This window comes from Rickettsiella endosymbiont of Litargus connexus, from assembly GCF_964277335.1.
GTDB lineage: Bacteria > Pseudomonadota > Gammaproteobacteria > Diplorickettsiales > Diplorickettsiaceae > Aquirickettsiella > Aquirickettsiella isopodorum.
Map to the genome: position 1 here is coordinate 120,775 of NZ_OZ195516.1, position 17,196 is coordinate 137,970.

Annotated in this window: 13 protein-coding genes and 1 tRNA gene; 10 read left to right on the top strand and 4 right to left on the bottom strand. The window is 35.5% G+C overall.

The annotated features are described in order from the left end of the window. Positions 1 to 66 precede the first annotated feature (66 nt). The gene (locus ACICP9_RS00570) at positions 67 to 1,080 is read right to left on the bottom strand and encodes an alpha/beta hydrolase fold domain-containing protein (protein ID WP_395497991.1); all 1,014 of its coding nucleotides are present in this window, start codon (positions 1,078 to 1,080) and stop codon (positions 67 to 69) included. Positions 1,081 to 1,100: 20 nt separating this feature from the next. Next, complete coding sequence (locus tag ACICP9_RS00575; RefSeq protein ID WP_395497993.1) at positions 1,101 to 1,889, bottom strand: class I SAM-dependent methyltransferase; 789 nt, start codon at positions 1,887 to 1,889, stop codon at positions 1,101 to 1,103. Positions 1,890 to 1,985: 96 nt separating this feature from the next. Between ACICP9_RS00575 and cdd the strand changes: the two genes are divergently transcribed. Together cdd and ACICP9_RS00585 are read left to right on the top strand one after the other, a co-directional pair. Then, positions 1,986 to 2,381: a cytidine deaminase gene (gene cdd / locus ACICP9_RS00580; RefSeq protein WP_071662001.1), complete on the top strand. Its 396-nt coding sequence runs from the start codon at positions 1,986 to 1,988 to the stop codon at positions 2,379 to 2,381. A gap of 41 nt (positions 2,382 to 2,422) precedes the next feature. Beyond that, the gene (locus tag ACICP9_RS00585) at positions 2,423 to 4,525 is read left to right on the top strand and encodes an ATP-binding protein (RefSeq protein ID WP_395497995.1); all 2,103 of its coding nucleotides are present in this window, start codon (positions 2,423 to 2,425) and stop codon (positions 4,523 to 4,525) included. Positions 4,526 to 5,088: 563 nt separating this feature from the next. Here ACICP9_RS00585 and ACICP9_RS00590 read toward each other — a convergent pair. Continuing rightward, complete coding sequence (locus tag ACICP9_RS00590; protein ID WP_395497997.1) at positions 5,089 to 5,412, bottom strand: hypothetical protein; 324 nt, start codon at positions 5,410 to 5,412, stop codon at positions 5,089 to 5,091. A gap of 680 nt (positions 5,413 to 6,092) precedes the next feature. Continuing rightward, positions 6,093 to 6,168 (bottom strand) — tRNA-Thr (locus ACICP9_RS00595). A gap of 407 nt (positions 6,169 to 6,575) precedes the next feature. Here ACICP9_RS00595 and ACICP9_RS00600 point away from each other — a divergent pair. The 8 genes from ACICP9_RS00600 (at position 6,576) to ACICP9_RS00635 (ending at position 17,186) form a co-directional block, all read left to right on the top strand. Further along, positions 6,576 to 7,025 (top strand): prepilin-type N-terminal cleavage/methylation domain-containing protein, encoded by a 450-nt coding sequence (locus tag ACICP9_RS00600; RefSeq protein WP_071662004.1) that lies wholly within the window; start codon positions 6,576 to 6,578, stop codon positions 7,023 to 7,025. Between the two features lie 173 nt (positions 7,026 to 7,198). After that, on the top strand, positions 7,199 to 10,042 hold the full coding sequence (gene ileS / locus ACICP9_RS00605) for an isoleucine--tRNA ligase (RefSeq protein WP_395497999.1): 2,844 nt from the start codon (positions 7,199 to 7,201) through the stop codon (positions 10,040 to 10,042). Positions 10,043 to 10,073: 31 nt separating this feature from the next. Then, the gene (gene lspA, locus ACICP9_RS00610; protein WP_071662006.1) at positions 10,074 to 10,553 is read left to right on the top strand and encodes a signal peptidase II; all 480 of its coding nucleotides are present in this window, start codon (positions 10,074 to 10,076) and stop codon (positions 10,551 to 10,553) included. Then, complete coding sequence (locus ACICP9_RS00615) at positions 10,553 to 11,980, top strand: amino acid permease (protein ID WP_395498001.1); 1,428 nt, start codon at positions 10,553 to 10,555, stop codon at positions 11,978 to 11,980. The genes lspA and ACICP9_RS00615 overlap by 1 nt, the downstream gene beginning before the upstream one ends. A gap of 27 nt (positions 11,981 to 12,007) precedes the next feature. After that, positions 12,008 to 12,445, top strand: coding sequence for a transglycosylase SLT domain-containing protein (locus ACICP9_RS00620; RefSeq protein WP_395498003.1), 438 nt, complete (start codon positions 12,008 to 12,010; stop codon positions 12,443 to 12,445). 158 nt (positions 12,446 to 12,603) lie between these two features. Next, positions 12,604 to 13,557, top strand: a complete 954-nt coding sequence (gene waaC / locus ACICP9_RS00625) for a lipopolysaccharide heptosyltransferase I (RefSeq protein ID WP_395498005.1) — start codon at positions 12,604 to 12,606, stop codon at positions 13,555 to 13,557. 93 nt (positions 13,558 to 13,650) lie between these two features. Beyond that, positions 13,651 to 15,720: a primosomal protein N' gene (locus ACICP9_RS00630; protein WP_395498007.1), complete on the top strand. Its 2,070-nt coding sequence runs from the start codon at positions 13,651 to 13,653 to the stop codon at positions 15,718 to 15,720. A 74-nt stretch (positions 15,721 to 15,794) separates the two neighbouring features. Next, the gene (locus tag ACICP9_RS00635; protein ID WP_395498009.1) at positions 15,795 to 17,186 is read left to right on the top strand and encodes an L-serine ammonia-lyase; all 1,392 of its coding nucleotides are present in this window, start codon (positions 15,795 to 15,797) and stop codon (positions 17,184 to 17,186) included. The last annotated feature ends 10 nt before the right edge of the window (positions 17,187 to 17,196 follow it).

The following is a 17,196-nucleotide window of genomic DNA, read 5'->3' on the forward strand; positions in this document are numbered from 1 at the left end:
TTATCTTTTTTGCTTAGTATTAAGGACTCTGCACACTTTTTTGAATAGACTATATTTCTTATCAATTTATTTTGAAAGGCATATTGATGATTTTTTTCTAAAGAATTCAAATTTATCATTGTTTTCTTTGGCAAAAAATTTAAATTTTAAGGAAGGAGCTTCATTTGAAAAATTTGAGAACAAGAGTCTTGGTATTTTCATTAAATTAAATCCCATTTTTAATTGAGTGGATATAGTTTCTATAGCCTGCATATTTCGCCAAAATAAGGAATGGTTTTCTTCTTTAAAACTATATTTGTATGTCCATAAGCCAAGCTGATTTAATTTATCGTAAAAAACTTCGCTATCACTTCTAAAGCGGTCATATTCTCCAAATAAAAAATAAGTTGGAGGCAAACTAATAAGGCAATTTGACCAAAAAGGGGATATTTCTGGGGCATAATAAGTATTAAAATTATTTTGCAAGTAAAGTTCTATAAACCAATCGACTAAAGAATTTGGAAAGCTATCTTTATTTTCAAATTTAACGTATTTTTTCAAGCTTCGTGATAAATCTAATATAGGAGAAATTAATATTTGCAAAGCAACAGGAAGTTTATCTTTTTTAGCTTGAATAGTCATTAAAGCAGCTAAATTTCCTCCTGAGCTATAGCCAGAAATAGCAATTTTGTTTACATCAATTTGCATAAAATTAGCATGAAAAATCATTGATTTATAGGCAGCATACACATCATTAAATGGTCGTGGAAAAGGATTTTCTGGAGCTAAGTGGTGATCTAAATCAATGACTTGGCAACCTGATTTTTCTGCTATATGACTACAGGTAATATAAGAATAGTATCTTGCAGATGCGTTAAAACCAGTGCCTCTAATATGAAGTAAGGTAGGATAGGGTGGATTTTTTAACTGAGCAGATCTGTAAATAACAAGAAAAAGATCGCTAGTCTCTTTTAATAAAACAGACATAGGTATAATTATTATTTTAACATTTTTTGCAGGAGATCTTGTTTCTCTTTCTTGCATACGTAAAATAAAAGCACGATGCTCAGTAAGTCTTTTTTTATCGTTTTTATATGGCACTATTGTAAGATACTTATTTTTTATACTTTAGTGGCCGTGATTATATAATAATCAATTAATCCTTTTCTATAGGCAATTTTCCAGTTGGTATCCCATATACAAGGATCGTTTTGTCTGACCCATACATCGTATCCTGGCCAAACATACTGACTAATATTTTCTAGCTTTACATTAATGAATGAATTTTTTTTTAGTAAATGTAAAATATCAGGTAATGAAGCAAATTCTCCATTACAGCTATCTGCTAAAATAGCAGGTTTTGGTAGCAAGTTAAGTAAGTTCTCAAAGCAAAGGCTATTTTTTGCGAAAAAAGTAGAAATGACTAGCGTGCCTCCTTGGCATAAAATTCTTTTTAATTCGGGGACAGCATTCGAAGCATTAAAGTGTTGAAAAGCTTCTACCGTATAAATTTTACTAATACTCTCGTCGGGCAAAGGGATTGATTCCGCCGCCCCTTGAAGGAATTGAATTTTTTTCTCTTCAACAAGGGAAAAGTGAGTGTTTATTGAATGATCAATATGTTCTTTTAAATAATCTATACCTAATAGAGATTGAACAACATAGAAATTTGAAAAAAGTACACACCCTCCACCATGGCCAGAACCTAATTCTAATACAGTATCCTGTTCTTGAGGATTTAAACGTTTAAAGACTTGATGATACAGTTGTTTATTAGCTTCAATAATGTCTAGGCTAGATATTACATTAGGAACCGTTTCCCAATAGCCAAAATTAATAAAATTTCCTTTAAATAAAATATCTAAATCGGTACCTGAATAAAGATCGGAAAGATTTTTTGGAAGTAACATTTTTTAATTAATATTAATTTAATAATTATCTTTTTATACTAATTAAATTCTTTTAAAATAGCTAGTATATTTTTAGTATTTATTTGGATTTTTAGAATGAAAGATTATCTTATTCAGATGGTGTCGCTAGGAAAAAAAGCAGCAATGAATGCTTATGTGCCCTTATGCAAATTTTCAGTGGGTGCTTGCATTAGAACTAATGAGGGCCAATTATTTCACGGTTGTAACTGGGAAAATAGGGCGACTCCTCTTAGTCAGTGCGCAGAAACCTCAGCGCTTAGTGGGATGCTAACAGCGGGTTATAGAAAAATAAGTGAAATTGTTTTAGTTACTCCTAAATTTGTTTGTACGCCTTGTGGAGCTTGTAGACAGAGATTGCTTGAATTTTCTCATGAAGAAACAAACTTTTATTCATATAATAGGGATGGGTTGTTACTTAAATCGATTAAGTTAAATAAACTTTTACCAGAGGCATTTACTTGGAGGCCTTAATCTTAGACTGAATAGGTGTACATGATTCTTTAGGAAAAAAAATGATTTCGCCAGAACAAAAAAAAATATCTATTATTGAAGAGAAGGAATTATTTAATATCATTACAAAACAAAAAAAAGAAATAAAAAATCTAAAAGCTAAATACGAAAAGGATATTTTTACTTTAAATTTTATAGTCCAAAATCTTCCCGGAAGTATTTATTGGAAAAATAAAAATGGATTATATTTGGGAAATAACGATTATGCTAAACGGTTAATGAAAGTCCTTGGATTGGAAACAGACGTTATTGGAAAAACAGATTACGATATTTTCCCAAAAGAAGTAGCGGATGATTTTAAAAGAGCCGATTTAAAAGTTTTATCAGGGAAAAATTTGATCGTCGAAGAAGTGACTACTTTTTCTGATTCTACAGAAATGATTCAATTATCTTCAAAAATACCTCTATTGGATAAAACAAAAAAAATAGTTGGTATTCTAGGCATATCTCTTGATATTACTAAATTAAAAAAAACCGAGTTGGCGTTACAAGTTGCTCTGGATAAAGCAAAAGCAGCGAGTCATGCTAAAACTGAATTTTTAGAAAATATGCGACATGATATTCGTACTCCCTTGAGTGGTATTGTGGGTTGCGCCCAAATTATTAAATCGCAAGCGAGTGATCCAGAAAAAGTATCAGAATATGCAGAAGATCTTATTCAATCTAGCGAAGCTTTGTTGAATTTTCTTAATAGGATTTTAGAAGGGATTAAAGTGGCTACTGGAGAAACGTTACTCTTAAAAAAGAAATTTGATTTTAAGAAAAATATTCAAGCTATTCTTAATTTAAACAAGTCACTGGCTGCTAAAAAAAATCTGGAATTAACTTTAGAGATTGATGAAAAAATCCCTCCTTATTTAATAGGAGATCCGATTCGATTACAACGAATTATATTAGAATTAATGACTAATGCGCTAAGATTTACACAACAAGGAACTATCAATATTGAAGCAAAAATAAACAAACGCGAAGCACAGCAAGTTGTTATTGAAATAAAAATCACAGATACTGGTATTGGGATACCGGCGGATAAAAAAGAGGATATTTTTACACGGTTTACGCGTTTAACTCCCTCTCATCAAGGTATCTACAAAGGGCTAGGGCTAGGATTATCTATTGTAAAGCAATTTGTTGATGACCTGGAAGGGGAGATCTATGTCGAAAGTCAGTTAAAGCAAGGAACCACCTTTACTTGCCTCCTTCCTTTTAAAGAACCATTGATTATGGATCACATGGGTGTTGAAGATATTACTTTGCCAATTGAAAGTAGAATATATAAGCATATTGCAAAAATTGTGCCAAACATTAGCTTAATAAATCAAGATTTTAATTCTTATCAAAGGAAAGTGTTGTTAGTCGAAGATGACAAATTAGCCGCTAAAATTGCACAGATTATTTTCTTAGAATTAAATTGTGTTATTGATGTAGCGTATGACGCGAAGATGGCTTTACAACGAATTCAAAAGCAAGACTATCATCTTGTTTTGATGGATATTGGCTTGCCTGATATGGATGGCATTACACTAACTCATCGAATTCGTCTACAGCAATGGCAGCGAACAGATACTACTCCAATTATTGGACTAACGGCTCATATTGATGTTGAAAATAGACAACGCTGTTTAGATGCGGGTATGAACACGGTTATATTAAAGCCTTTAAAAAAAGAAACAGCATCCGAGTTATTGGCAGCCTTTGTGCCAGATACGTGTATTAATCAATCATACTTATTTACTGAGATACGTCCAGTGAGTGGTCCCGTATTAGATGTTGATGCAATGAAAGCACTCTTAAAAAATGAAGGATTGATTAAGGATTGCATTAATTTAATAATCAATGGATTAGAAAAAGAACTCGTTAAACTTCCTGAATTGTATCAAGTTGCTAATTGGCACACTATACGAGAAATTGCACATAAATTACAAGGTGGAGCTAGTTATTGTGGAGCTAAACGTTTGGAGCAAGCTTGTAAACAAATAGTAGATTATTTACGAGAAAATGGTCCCGCTAAACATGCTAATGCGCTGTATCAACAATTACTTCAAGAAATGCAAGCTGCAAAAACGGTTTATAAGGATTATCTTAAAAATAAGAAGATTATCTAAAAACTTTAGAACTTTTCCCACTTCTATATTCAATGAAGTTAAATCATCAAAAACCATGCATTTTATTTTAAATATTGCTTTTTTTTACTAAATTTTTTGTTGATTATAATTTTTGGAATCCAAAAGTTTTAGAGTTAATTATTTTTTGTTGTTTTTCAACTTTTAGAATAGTTTTATTTAATTTTTTATTAGAAGAAGAGGGTACAACCGGGTTTTTTAAAGATTTCCGAGCAATCAGATCAAAAAGCATAAGTGTGCTATGAAGATTCGGTGGTTCTATAGGCAAAGAAAGAACGTGCTGATTCGGTTTTTTCGCTCTCGATTCATTTTGTTGGTAGGGAGATAGTGATATTGCTTTTGTAGTCGGTTTAAAGTTTTCTTGATGAGTTAACTGAGGCGTTACTAAGAAATTTATCTTTTTATTCGAATTTGAAACGTTAAAAAAAGTTTTCTTTAGCTTAGCGACTTCTGGTTTAAAAAAGTTGGGTGCTCGAAACTGATTTTTGATGGGTTTGGTTAATGCCTTCAGATTATTAATTATTCAGTGTATGGATTGATTCTGATCAATCATCTGATTCAGATCCCGCATTTTCGAGTGCCCATAAACCGCAATTGGAGTCATCTTTTTGTTGAATAAAACCAGGGCTTAAATTTATTAATGGTTGTATTAAAAATCGATTAAATAGCAATTGAAAATATCTTGATGGAATGGGATTATTTTTTGAATCCGAATAATAGCCCACATACTGATCATTTTTATAAGCAATAACCAATGTCACCCAATGTAAATTCTCTAAATTAATAATTAAAGTAACACGAGACTCAATGAATTGATTGGCTTTAACTTTTAATTGAAATGACTCTAATGTAATTTTCAATTGTGACATGGAGCCTAATATTTCAAATTCAGCATTGCTCTCTCCATGATAATTGTTATATTCTAAGCGAGAGATCTCAGCGATATGCTCTTGACTTAACCAATAGCTATACTATTTTTACTGTTGCTCTACTTCCAAGGGTTTCATCATCGCCTGCTCGCTTAGTGCGTGAGTTTAAGAGATTGTGAATTAAACTATTATTAAAATGATTTTTTTTGATAGTGGCTGATGAATAGAATACATTGCTTTCACCATGAAGAAATAAAGGCTCTCTAGCAGTTAGGTTAAATATCTCATGACTTGAGATATTTAATACATTTTGATCATGAAGCGATGGATGTCCATTTTTTTTATTTGCATTATTATATTTCCTTTTTTAATTTAACGATCCTATTTATAGTTACTCAGACGCTCTAAGTACGAAAGCCTTGGTTAATTAATTTACTGAAGTCTGATGGTGGTGTCGATACCTTTTTGGAAGAAGTTGTGTCAGTATTTACTTATTTTTTATTCTGATTGTTGGTGAAAATTTAATATATAAATTTAAATTTTTGAAGTTCTAAAATTCAAAAAATCCGCATTATTTAGTATCGTAGCCAATCTACTGAAAAAAATTATTAATTATTTCGCAATTGACTGTATTTTGTTTAGAAAGAGAAAAGTTATTGGGGCTAAGTCTTTGATTTAATTGGTGCCAACGAGACGAATCGAACGTCCGACCTACTGATTACGAATCAGTTGCTCTACCGACTGAGCTACGTTGGCAATCTTCTAAAAAAAGCCAAATTGTAGTCAATTTCAGTGTGATTAGCAATTTCATCTTTAAGCTATTCATAATATTTGCTAAAGTAAATTTCTCTCTAGACATAGGATCTGTATAGCTATTGAATCTATAGGAAGTTTTTTAAAGATTCCTAATCGTATAATTGACCGTGTTGTAGGATTGGCGTGCCTCAAGAAAGCAAAAAACTGAGTCCAATGATCAACTTTGTGATCTTAATACCTATCAATTAGATTAAAGAGAGTTATGAAAAGAATTTCAGCTTTTTATCTTGGGGCAGATTAATTTTTCCCAATGACTCAATAAATTAAATCTTTTTTAATAGAGTGGGCACTGGTTTAAACAAGTATGGCTTGTTAAACTAGAGTATCTATTTTATAAGGCGTAGTTTATGTATTTAATCAAAGGAAAGCAAAAGGGTCTAACTTTACTTGAGCTCATGATAGTTATTGCGATTATTGGTATTTTAGCTGCAATAGCAATACCCAGTTATCAGAATTATAGTAATCGAGCTAAGTTTGCTGAAATTATTCAAGCGACTGCGCCGTTTAAGTTGGCAATTACTACCTGCGTGCATGAGCATGATAATTTAGTTGCTTGTGGCACACCCGGTCAAAATGGAATTCCAGATAATTTTAAATCAGAAAATCAAACTAAAGGCTATGTTGCGACGGTTGAAGTGGGTAAGAGCGCACAGATTATTGCTACCTCTCAGAGAATTCGTATTAATAAAATTGATCATTTTACATATATTTTAACACCTATTGATCAAACAGATGGTCAATTACGCTGGGACGTCAGTGGAACTTGTATACAGGCAGGCCTATGTAAGGCAGAGTAATTAGATGCTTACTCTGATAAGGGGTAAGTGACTTCATAATCAATCAAATAGGCTATACAATCCTAGAGTTTAGTTTCTTTTCAGTTTTGACTATATTGTAGGTTCTTTAAGCATGTTATTCTAAGCCTATTTAAATTTAAGACTAAACAGAGCCTCTATTGAGGTTAGATAACATGACTGACTATAAAAATACCTTAAATCTTCCTCACACTAAATTTCCAATGAAGGCCAATTTGCCGCAGGCAGAGCCAGCTATTTTAAAGCAGTGGAAATCTTTATCGCTTTATAAAAAATTACGCGAAAAAAATCATGGTAAGGCCAAATATATTCTTCATGATGGTCCCCCTTATGCGAATGGCCACATTCATATTGGGCATGCGGTGAATAAAATTTTAAAAGACATGGTTCTGAAAGCAAAGACCATGAGTGGTTTCGATGCGCCTTTTGTTCCAGGTTGGGATTGTCATGGGCTACCTATCGAGCTAAACGTTGAAAAAAAAGTCGGCCAAGTCGGTAGTAAATTAACAGCAAAAGCTTTTCGGCAGGCTTGTCGTGAATATGCCAGCCAACAAATATCGATTCAACGCGAGGAATTTAAGCGGTTAGGTGTGCTTGGCGATTGGGATCATCCTTACTTAACTATGAACTTTCAATTCGAAGCGAATATTATTCGCGCTTTAGGCCAAATTATTAGCCGAGGGCATCTGCAACAAGGATTTAAACCCGTGCATTGGTGCGTCAATTGTGGATCCGCTTTGGCAGAGGCCGAGGTCGAATATGCGGATAAAATTTCACCTGCAATTGATGTACGGTTTAGCGTGATTGATGAGAGTGATTTTTTAAGTCGAATACCTGCTGACGCAGGTTATGGACCTATAGTAATCCCCATATGGACCACAACACCTTGGGCTCTACCCGCTAATGAAGCAGTTACTTTAAATCCAGATATTGAATATGTTTTGGTGCAAACTGAGAGTGAACGTTTATTAATTGCTGAGTCTTTATTAGTAAGCTGTATACAGCGTTACCAAGTAACGGATTATAAACATTTAGGTAGCGCGACGGGACAAGTTTTTGAAGGAGTTATACTGCAACATCCTTTTTATCATCGACAAATACCCGTTATTTTAGGTGAACATGTTACTACAGAAGCAGGTACGGGCGCGGTACAGACTGCGCCCGCACATGGTGTCGAAGATTATAATGTTGCTCAACACTATGGATTGCCATTAATTAATCCAGTTGGTGGCAATGGTTGTTTTTTACCGGGTACTGCTCTATTTGAAGGGGAGCATGTGTTTAAAGTCAACCCTTTAGTGATCGATAAGTTAAGAGAGTCCAAAAATTTATTGAAAGAAGAAAATATTAAGCATAGTTATCCACATTGTTGGCGTCATAAGACCCCTTTAATTTTTCGTGCGACACCTCAATGGTTTATTAGTATGGAACAACAAGCCTTAAAGGAAGATAGTTTAGCCGCTATCAAGCAAGTTACTTGGATTCCACAATGGGGAGAAGCGCGTATTGAATCCATGGTTAGCAATCGGCCCGATTGGTGTATTTCTAGACAACGAAGTTGGGGGGTTCCTATTCCTTTATTTGTACATCGTTACTCTCGTGATTTGCATCCTAATAGTCTTAGCTTGTTAGAACAAATTGCAAATCGTGTGACAGAGATAGGGATAGATGCCTGGTATGATTTAAATCCAGAAGAAATATTAGGTAATGAAGCAAAAGATTATGAAAAATTAACCGATTGTCTAGATGTATGGTTTGACTCAGGCGTCAGTCATTATGCCGTTTTAATGAAAAATCCTGCTTTGGCGTGGCCTGCTGATCTTTATTTAGAAGGTTCTGATCAGCATCGAGGTTGGTTTCAATCTTCTTTATTAACTTCTGTCGCGATGAACGTCCAAGCGCCTTATAAGTCGGTTTTAACACATGGATTTACTGTGGATGTAAAAGGCCACAAAATGTCTAAATCCTTAGGGAATGTGGTTGCACCAGAAAAGGTTATACAAAGTTTAGGAGCGGATATTTTACGTTTATGGATTTCTTCAACCGATTATCGTAAAGAAATAGCTGTTTCTGATGAAATTTTAAAACGTACGGCAGAAGCTTATCGGCGAATTCGAAATACGATTCGTTTTTTATTAGCCAATTTACATGACTTTGATCCAGCGGATGCTGTGCCAACGAGCGACATGTTGTCTTTAGATATTTGGATTTTAGAACGGGCAAAATTATTACAACATGAGATCATCGACGCTTATGAGAATTTTCAATTTCATACCATTTATCAGAAGCTACAACAATTTTGTATTAGCGATTTAGGTGGCTTTTATTTAGATATTATCAAGGATCGTCAATATACGTTACAAAAAGACAGTGTCGCACGACGTTCTGCACAAACGGCACTTTTTTATATTGTTGAAGCAATGGTGCGTTGGTTAGCGCCCATTTTAAGCTTTACCGCAGAAGAAATTTGGCACTATCTTCCAGGGAAACGGGAAGATAGTGTATTTTTAAATGAATGGTATTCCTTATCTTTTTCGTTCGCAGAAGATCCATTACAAACAATTTATCAGCAAACTGATCGACAAACTTACTGGAATAAGCTCATCCAAGTTCGTAATGAAGTTAACAAAGTGATTGAAAAATCACGTATCAGTGGTGAATTAGGTTCTTCATTGGAAGCGGAAGTTGAACTTTATGTCAAGGAAGATTCTCAACTCTATAAAATACTCTCTGCTCTAAAGGATGAGCTTAGATTTGTATTGATAACCTCTGATGTAAAACTATTGATTTCCAAGCCACTCAAGCAGGTTTTATTGTTTACTATCAATGCTGAAGAATTAGGAATAAATGTTATTTCTACGGTAGGGAAAAAAACAAAATGTGCTCGTTGTTGGCATCGACGTTCCGATGTAGGAAAAGCCCCCGAGTATCCTGAGATCTGTTTGCGCTGTGTTGAGAATCTTCCCGAAGGGAAAGGAGAACAGCGAAGCTATGCTTAAAATCGAATTTCCCCCCCAACCTATTTGACTTATGCAAGAAAAAAAAATATCTCAGTTAGTATGGCTTTGGTTAAGTGCATTCATTATTGCTCTCGATTATTTAAGCAAGTTGTGGATGACACATTGGTTAGATCAGGCTAGCGTCATTCCAGTATTTCCTTGCTTAAACTTTATATTGACGCACAATTTTGGTGCCGCATTTAGTTTTTTAGGTCAAGCGGATGGATGGCAACGATGGTTTTTTTCAGCAATTAGTGGAATTGTTAGTATTTACTTAGTACGCTTGCTTTATCGCGGAGGTTTAAGTAATTGGGTAGCATGCGCGATTGCGTTGATATTAGGTGGGGCGATTGGTAATTTATACGATCGGCTAAGTTTAGGTTACGTCATAGATTTTATTGATTTTTGTATTGGCCATTGGCATTTTGCTACCTTTAATTTGGCTGATACAGCCATTTCTATAGGTGCCGTTATCTGGATCATTGCTAGCTATAAATCCGGAAAAAAATAATGATAGGGTCTACTAAAAATAGGCTTATTAAAAAACCACTGGGTGTGTTTAGTTTAGCCATGATGAATGTCATTGCGGTTGACAGTTTACGTTCATTACCTATCGCGGCTCAATTTGGTTATGCCTTAATATTTTTTTACTTAATTGCCGCATTGCTGTTTTTTATTCCGACAGCGTTAGTTACTGCTGAATTAGCTACTTCTTGGCCGAGCACAGGGGGTGCGTATATATGGATTCGCACTGCGTTTGGTGTGCGATGGGGTTGGTTTGCGATTTGGCTGCAGTGGATATACAACGTTGTTTGGTATCCAACGATATTGTCTTTTGTAATAGCGGCCTTTGCGTATTTAATTGATCCACAATTGGTACAACATAAACTCTATCTTTTAAGTACGATATTAATTATCTGGTGGCTGGTTACGGCTTTAAGTTGCTTAGGTTTGCGTGTTTCGAGTTGGCTTAGTAGTATCGGCGCTTTAGTAGGTACTTTAATTCCAATGCTTTTTATGATTGTGTTAGCGCTCATTTGGATTAAAAGCTCACGTCCATTAGCGATACATTTTTCCTCGTATTCATTTTTTCCTAGTCTGAGTAATTTTAATAATTTGGCTTTTTTAACAACTATTATTTTTGGTTTAATGGGCTTAGAAATGTCTGCTGTACATGCCGGGGATGTACATAATCCACAGAAAGATTTTCCACGAGCTTTATTTTGGTCAGCAAGTTTAATATTGATAAGCTTGATATTGGGCTCTTTAGCCATAGCGCTTATTGTTCCAGCAAATCAGCTTAGTATATTGTCGGGTTTAACGAAGGCTTATGTTGCTTTTTTTAGTAGTTATCATTTGTCCTTTTTTATACCGATCACTATTTCTTTAATTATCATAGGAAGTTTATGTAGTATTTCTACCTGGGTCATAGGTCCTACGCGAGGTTTGCTGATTGCTACATTCGAGAGCCAAATTCCAGGTTTGCACTGGTTGCTTAAAGTTAATCGGTTTGGTGCACCTATAAGCTTATTGCTAGTTCAAGGTGTTCTAGTTTCTCTATTAACGAGTCTTTTTATACTGATTCCTAGTGTCAATGAGACCTATTGGTTATTAAGCGTTATGACGGCACAATTGGCAGTATTATTTTATATTTTTTTGTTTTTGACCGCATTACGTTTGCGATATAAAGAGGTGATCAGAAATCGTGCCTATCATATTCCAGGAGGCCATTGGGGGATTTGGATAGTCTGTGGTGCGGGTTTAGTAGGCTGTTTGATTACATTTATACTGGGATTTTTCCCTCCTAGTGGTATCGAAGTGAGTAATCTATTAAAATTTGATATGATTTTGTTAGGCGGCCTTTTGTTATTTTGCTTGCCAGCAATTATCTGCGCTGGATGGGCTTTAGCTTTAAAAAAGACTGAGAATAATAACTAATTTGTTAATAATTAGAAGAGGTTGCTGATGATAAGCGCATTAGAAATTCATGGCGTACCTATTGAATGTATTAATCAAGCGGCAATAACTTACCATGTTTCAGCGACTTTAATTCTTTCTGTTTTAGCGATAGAAAATGGGAGGAAAGGTTCGGCTTCGCCTAATAGGAATGGGACTTTCGATTATGGTCCTATGCAAATTAATTCAGTTTGGTTATCAAAAATTCGACAGTATGGTTATACGCAGTATCAGTTGCAATATGATCCTTGTATTAATGTTAAGGTGGGTACTTGGATACTGAGCCAACATATTGCAAATGATACAAGTCCTTGGCGAGGAGTAGGCAGTTATCATTCACATACTGCTCGATTAAACCATAATTATCAAATCAAAGTTTCTGAAGTTTATCGGCTTTTAGCGAATTATTTGTCTCATCCAAATAACTCGATATTATCTGTGGCTTAAGGTTTAAATTTTTAATATTAGATTAGAATCGATATGCAAATTTTTTTTAATCGCTGTTTTTTGCTAAGCAATCTAACCATCGAAAAAATCAAAAAAAGATGCCTTCTTATTGATAATTTATTATTTTTATGCGTGTTTTAATCATAAAAATGTCCTCAATGGGCGATATTATTCATACATTACCTGCAGTTACTGATGCGACTCAGGCTATTTCGAATATTCAATTTGATTGGGTAGTGGAAGAGTCTTTTGCAGAAATTCCAAATTGGCACAAGCAAGTCCAACAAATCATTCCTATCGCATTACGGCGATGGCGAAAAGATATCTGGCAAGCGGTTCAAAATGGAGAAGCCAAACAATTTTATAAACAATTATGTGCCCGGCAATATGATGTTGTTTTAGATGCGCAAGGATCTATCAAAAGTGCGATTACGACGCGATTAAGTCGAGGTTGTCGCCTAGGCATGGATAAGCATTCCGTTCGGGAAAATTTAGCTTATCTGGCGTATCAGCAAACCTTTTCTGTGTCTTGGCAGCAACATGCCATTGATCGTTTACGTCAATTATTTGCTAAGGCCTTAAAATATCCTTTACCAAAAACTCGACCTGATTATGGTATTAATAAAGAAAATTTAAGCCAAACTAAAATACAATTACCAAGAGATTACCTGATATTTATACCTAATACGAGTTGTTCAAGTAAACATTGGCCCAATTATTCCTGGTCTTTACTCATAGAAGAAATGACTCGTCAGAAAGTAAGCGTTTTTATTCCTTGGGGGAATGAAAATGAAAGAAAAAATGCTAATCGATTGACTAATAAAAACCGTCTAGCACAGGTATTACCTTACTTAAGTCTCAATGAGTTAGCAGCAGTTTTAGCGAATGCTAAAGCAGTCGTTGCAGTAGACACTGGGTTAAGTCATTTGTCTGCAGCTTTAGGCATTCCTACAATTGTTCTATATGGTCCAACCAACTCTTCATTGATAGGAACCATAGGTCCTTCACAATGCCATATCAAAATGGCAGTTAATGGGAGTAGTAAACAAGATAATAATACCATTGTTTTAAAAAAAATAACCGATAATTTGCAGCAATTTTTGAAACTTTAATTAGCTTAGACTACATAATTTTTAATTTATAAGTGTTATTTTTTTCGATAAAGCGATCAGTTTTTAATTTTATGCAACCATGAGGATTGCGAGTTGATCAGTAACACAGACAAAAATTCAAGTGCGAAACGTATTCTAAAAATTGCTATTCCAGCACCTTTACATCAATATTTTGAATACTTGGCCCCAGCTGGCTTTCCATTAACGCTATTAAAAAAAGGTTTACGTGTACTCGTGCCTTTTGGTAATCAGAAAAAAATTGGTTTTTTAATGGAAATAAGTGAAGAATCAGTTTGGCCAAAATCTCAGCTTAAACAAGCGCTTGCTATTCTTGATGAAACTCCGCTTTTACCGGATTCTATTCAAGAGTTATTAGAATGGACAAGTCGCTACTATCATTGTCCTATCGGTGAAGTTTTTGCTAATGCTATGCCGCAGGTATTGCGCACAGGAAAAGACGCTAAAAAACTTAAAAACTCCGTTAAAAAACGAACTGAAGAAATTAACAGAGACGAGCTCACGAATCATTCTGAGAATAATTTAAATTTATCGGATCAAATTCGACTAAATAATCATCAGCGACAGTCTATTGAGAGTATTGTTAATTCATTAGATAAATTTCAAGCGTTTCTTTTAAATGGCGTGACAGGAAGTGGAAAAACAGAAGTCTATTTGGAAGTGATACAAGCCGTCCTCGATCGAAGTAAACAAGCATTGGTTTTAGTTCCTGAAATTGGTTTAACACCGCAAATGTTAGCGAGATTTCGAAATCGCTTTTCAGTTCCATTGGTATTGTTTCATTCTAAATTAACCGATAAGCAGCGCTTAGAAAATTGGTTACTCTCTAAATCAGGTAAAGCATCTATTATTATTGGTACACGCTCAGCTTTATTTACACCGTTATTACATCCAGGCGTTATTATCATTGATGAAGAACATGATAGTTCTTTTAAGCAGCAAACAGGTTTGCGTTATCACGCTCGAGATTTAGGCTTAGTTCGCGGCCGTTTAGAAAACATCCCGGTCGTATTGGGTTCAGCGACGGCATCTTTAGAAAGTATTTTTAATGCTAAGCAAAATCGTTATCAAGTATTGCACTTACCTGATAGAGCAGGACTCGCTATTCAACCTAGCTTTCATTTTATTGATTTACGTCAGCAAAAACTTGATCAAGGGTTTTCTCCCACATTATTACAAACCATGGAAAAGCATTTGCAAAATCAAGGTCAAGTGCTTTTATTTTTGAATCGACGTGGCTATTCACCAGTTACTATTTGTCATGATTGCGGTTGGACAGCCAATTGCCAGCGTTGTGAACAAAAAATGAATTTTCATCAAAAGCCGGCTCACTTACAATGTCATTATTGCGGCTATCGGCGTCCTTTAGATTCGCGCTGTCCTGACTGCCAAGGTCAACAATTACTTGCTTTGGGTCAAGGTACACAACGTCTGGAACAAACCTTACAAAAATATTTTCCTGATGTTGGAATAGTTCGGATTGATCGTGATAATACTCAACGTAAAGGAAGCTTAAGTAAATTATTAAAAAATATACATGAAGGTGAAAGTCAGATTTTGATTGGAACACAAATGTTAGCGAAGGGGCATCATTTTCCAAATGTGACTTTAGTGGGTATTTTAGAAGCAGACAGTGGTTTGTTTAGTGCAGATTTTCGTGCCTTGGAACGTACCGGCCAATTATTAACGCAAGTAGCAGGTCGAGCCGGGCGGGCCGATAAACCTGGAGAGGTATGGATTCAAACCTATCATCCAGAGCATCCTTTATTAAACCATTTATTAGAACAAGGTTATCTTAGTTTTAGCGAAATATTATTACAAGAAAGACGAGCTGCTCTATTACCTCCCTACAGTTATTTGGCACTGATACATGCCGAAGCCTTAAGCTCAGCCTATCCATTTGATTTTTTAAATGAAGTAAAAAATCAGGCTAAATTAGTGGGGAAAGAAATTAGCCTATTAGGGCCAGTTCCTTCTTTATTACCTCGTCGGGCGGGTTATTATCGTTGCCAATTATTGTTACAGGCAAAACAGCGTAACGCTTTGCAGGGTTTATTAGAGCAAATTATTAAACCCATTAGCCTTCTTGCCAGTAGTCGACGAGTTCGTTGGTCACTCGATGTCGATCCCATCGAGCTTTTTTGATTAAAAAAGCTTCTTTTGCATGAAGTAAAGCGCTAGAATACTGTCAAATAATGAACTAAAAAAGTAATTTGTTTATGACTATTAGTGTGTTTGATTTGTTCTCCGTCGGCATAGGTCCATCGAGCTCTCATACCGTAGGTCCTATGAAAGCTGCTTATGCTTTTGTCGAAAAGCTAGCACTCGATCGCGAATTATTTAATGAAGTAAATCGTTTGCAGGTTGAACTCTTTGGCTCGCTAGCGTTAACTGGCCGAGGTCACGGTACAGATATTGCGGTTTTAAATGGCCTGGAAGGGCAACTTCCTGAAACAGTTAATCCCGATGAGGTTACTCCACGAGCCAAGACAATTTTTGAACATTGTAAAATTCAACTAGCAGGAAAAAAAAGTATTTCATTTTCTCAACAGACCGATCTATTATTTTTACAAAAAGCGTTACTTCCCTTGCATACTAATGGCATGCGTTTTAGTGCCTTTAATCCACAAGGAGTTCTTTTAAACAGCCAAATTTATTACTCCATCGGCGGTGGTTTTATCGTTACTGAACAAGCGTTTGGTCAGCAGCATAAAGATGCTGTTCCGGTCCCTTATCCTTTTTCTACCGCCATAGAGTTGTTTAATACCTGTAAAAAAAATAACTTAACGATTTCAGAACTTATGTTAGCTAATGAACAGCAATTAGCACCCGATAGAGAGTTACGTACTGATCTATTAAAAATAGCCGATATCATGCAAGTCTGCGTTGATAGTGGTTGTCACACCCCGGGAATATTACCTGGTGAGCTGAGCGTTAAACGACGCGCACCGGAACTTTTCAGTAAAATGAATAATAAAACCATATCGAAAGTAGGGACGTGTCCAGACTCATTATTATGGCCAACTATTTACGCGATGGCGGTTAATGAGGAAAATGCTGCGGGAGGTCGCGTGGTGACTGCGCCAACGAATGGTGCGGCAGGCATTATTCCCGCAGTATTAACCTATTATCGCCGGTTTTATGAAGAAGTGAGTGAACATTCCATCGCTGATTTTCTATTGACGGCAGGTGCTATTGCTTTACTTTATAAAATGAATGCATCGATATCCGGTGCAGAAGTTGGTTGTCAGGGGGAAGTCGGTGTTGCTTGCTCGATGGCGGCAGGTGCATTAACGGCAGTTTTAGGTGGTAGTTTAGAGCAAATAGAAAATGCCGCTGAAATGGCAATGGAACATCATTTGGGTTTAACGTGTGACCCAGTTGCAGGGCTAGTCCAAATTCCCTGTATCGAACGCAATGGTGTCGGTGCGGAGAAAGCGATTAAATTGGCGCATTTAGCTTTAATGGAAGATGGGAAAAACAAAAAAGTATCTTTAGATAAAGTTATCGAAACTATGTTTGCCACCGGAAAAGATATGATGGCGATTTACAAGGAAACTTCTTTAGGTGGTTTGGCAAAAACTCTTGCTGTGAATATCCCCGAATGTTAGAGTCTTTTTT

What these genes read in the sequence shown, in the direction of transcription:
- cdd (WP_071662001.1), top strand. Translation starts at nt 1,986, where the DNA reads ATGAAAGATTATCTTATTCAGATGGTGTCGCTAGGAAAAAAAGCAGCA.
- ACICP9_RS00575 (WP_395497993.1), bottom strand. Translation starts at nt 1,889, where the DNA reads ATGTTACTTCCAAAAAATCTTTCCGATCTTTATTCAGGTACCGATTTA.
- ileS (WP_395497999.1), top strand. Translation starts at nt 7,199, where the DNA reads ATGACTGACTATAAAAATACCTTAAATCTTCCTCACACTAAATTTCCA.
- lspA (WP_071662006.1), top strand. Translation starts at nt 10,074, where the DNA reads ATGCAAGAAAAAAAAATATCTCAGTTAGTATGGCTTTGGTTAAGTGCA.
- ACICP9_RS00585 (WP_395497995.1), top strand. Translation starts at nt 2,423, where the DNA reads ATGATTTCGCCAGAACAAAAAAAAATATCTATTATTGAAGAGAAGGAA.
- ACICP9_RS00635 (WP_395498009.1), top strand. Translation starts at nt 15,795, where the DNA reads ATGACTATTAGTGTGTTTGATTTGTTCTCCGTCGGCATAGGTCCATCG.
- ACICP9_RS00615 (WP_395498001.1), top strand. Translation starts at nt 10,553, where the DNA reads ATGATAGGGTCTACTAAAAATAGGCTTATTAAAAAACCACTGGGTGTG.
- ACICP9_RS00600 (WP_071662004.1), top strand. Translation starts at nt 6,576, where the DNA reads ATGTATTTAATCAAAGGAAAGCAAAAGGGTCTAACTTTACTTGAGCTC.
- waaC (WP_395498005.1), top strand. Translation starts at nt 12,604, where the DNA reads ATGGGCGATATTATTCATACATTACCTGCAGTTACTGATGCGACTCAG.
- ACICP9_RS00590 (WP_395497997.1), bottom strand. Translation starts at nt 5,412, where the DNA reads ATGTCACAATTGAAAATTACATTAGAGTCATTTCAATTAAAAGTTAAA.
- ACICP9_RS00620 (WP_395498003.1), top strand. Translation starts at nt 12,008, where the DNA reads ATGATAAGCGCATTAGAAATTCATGGCGTACCTATTGAATGTATTAAT.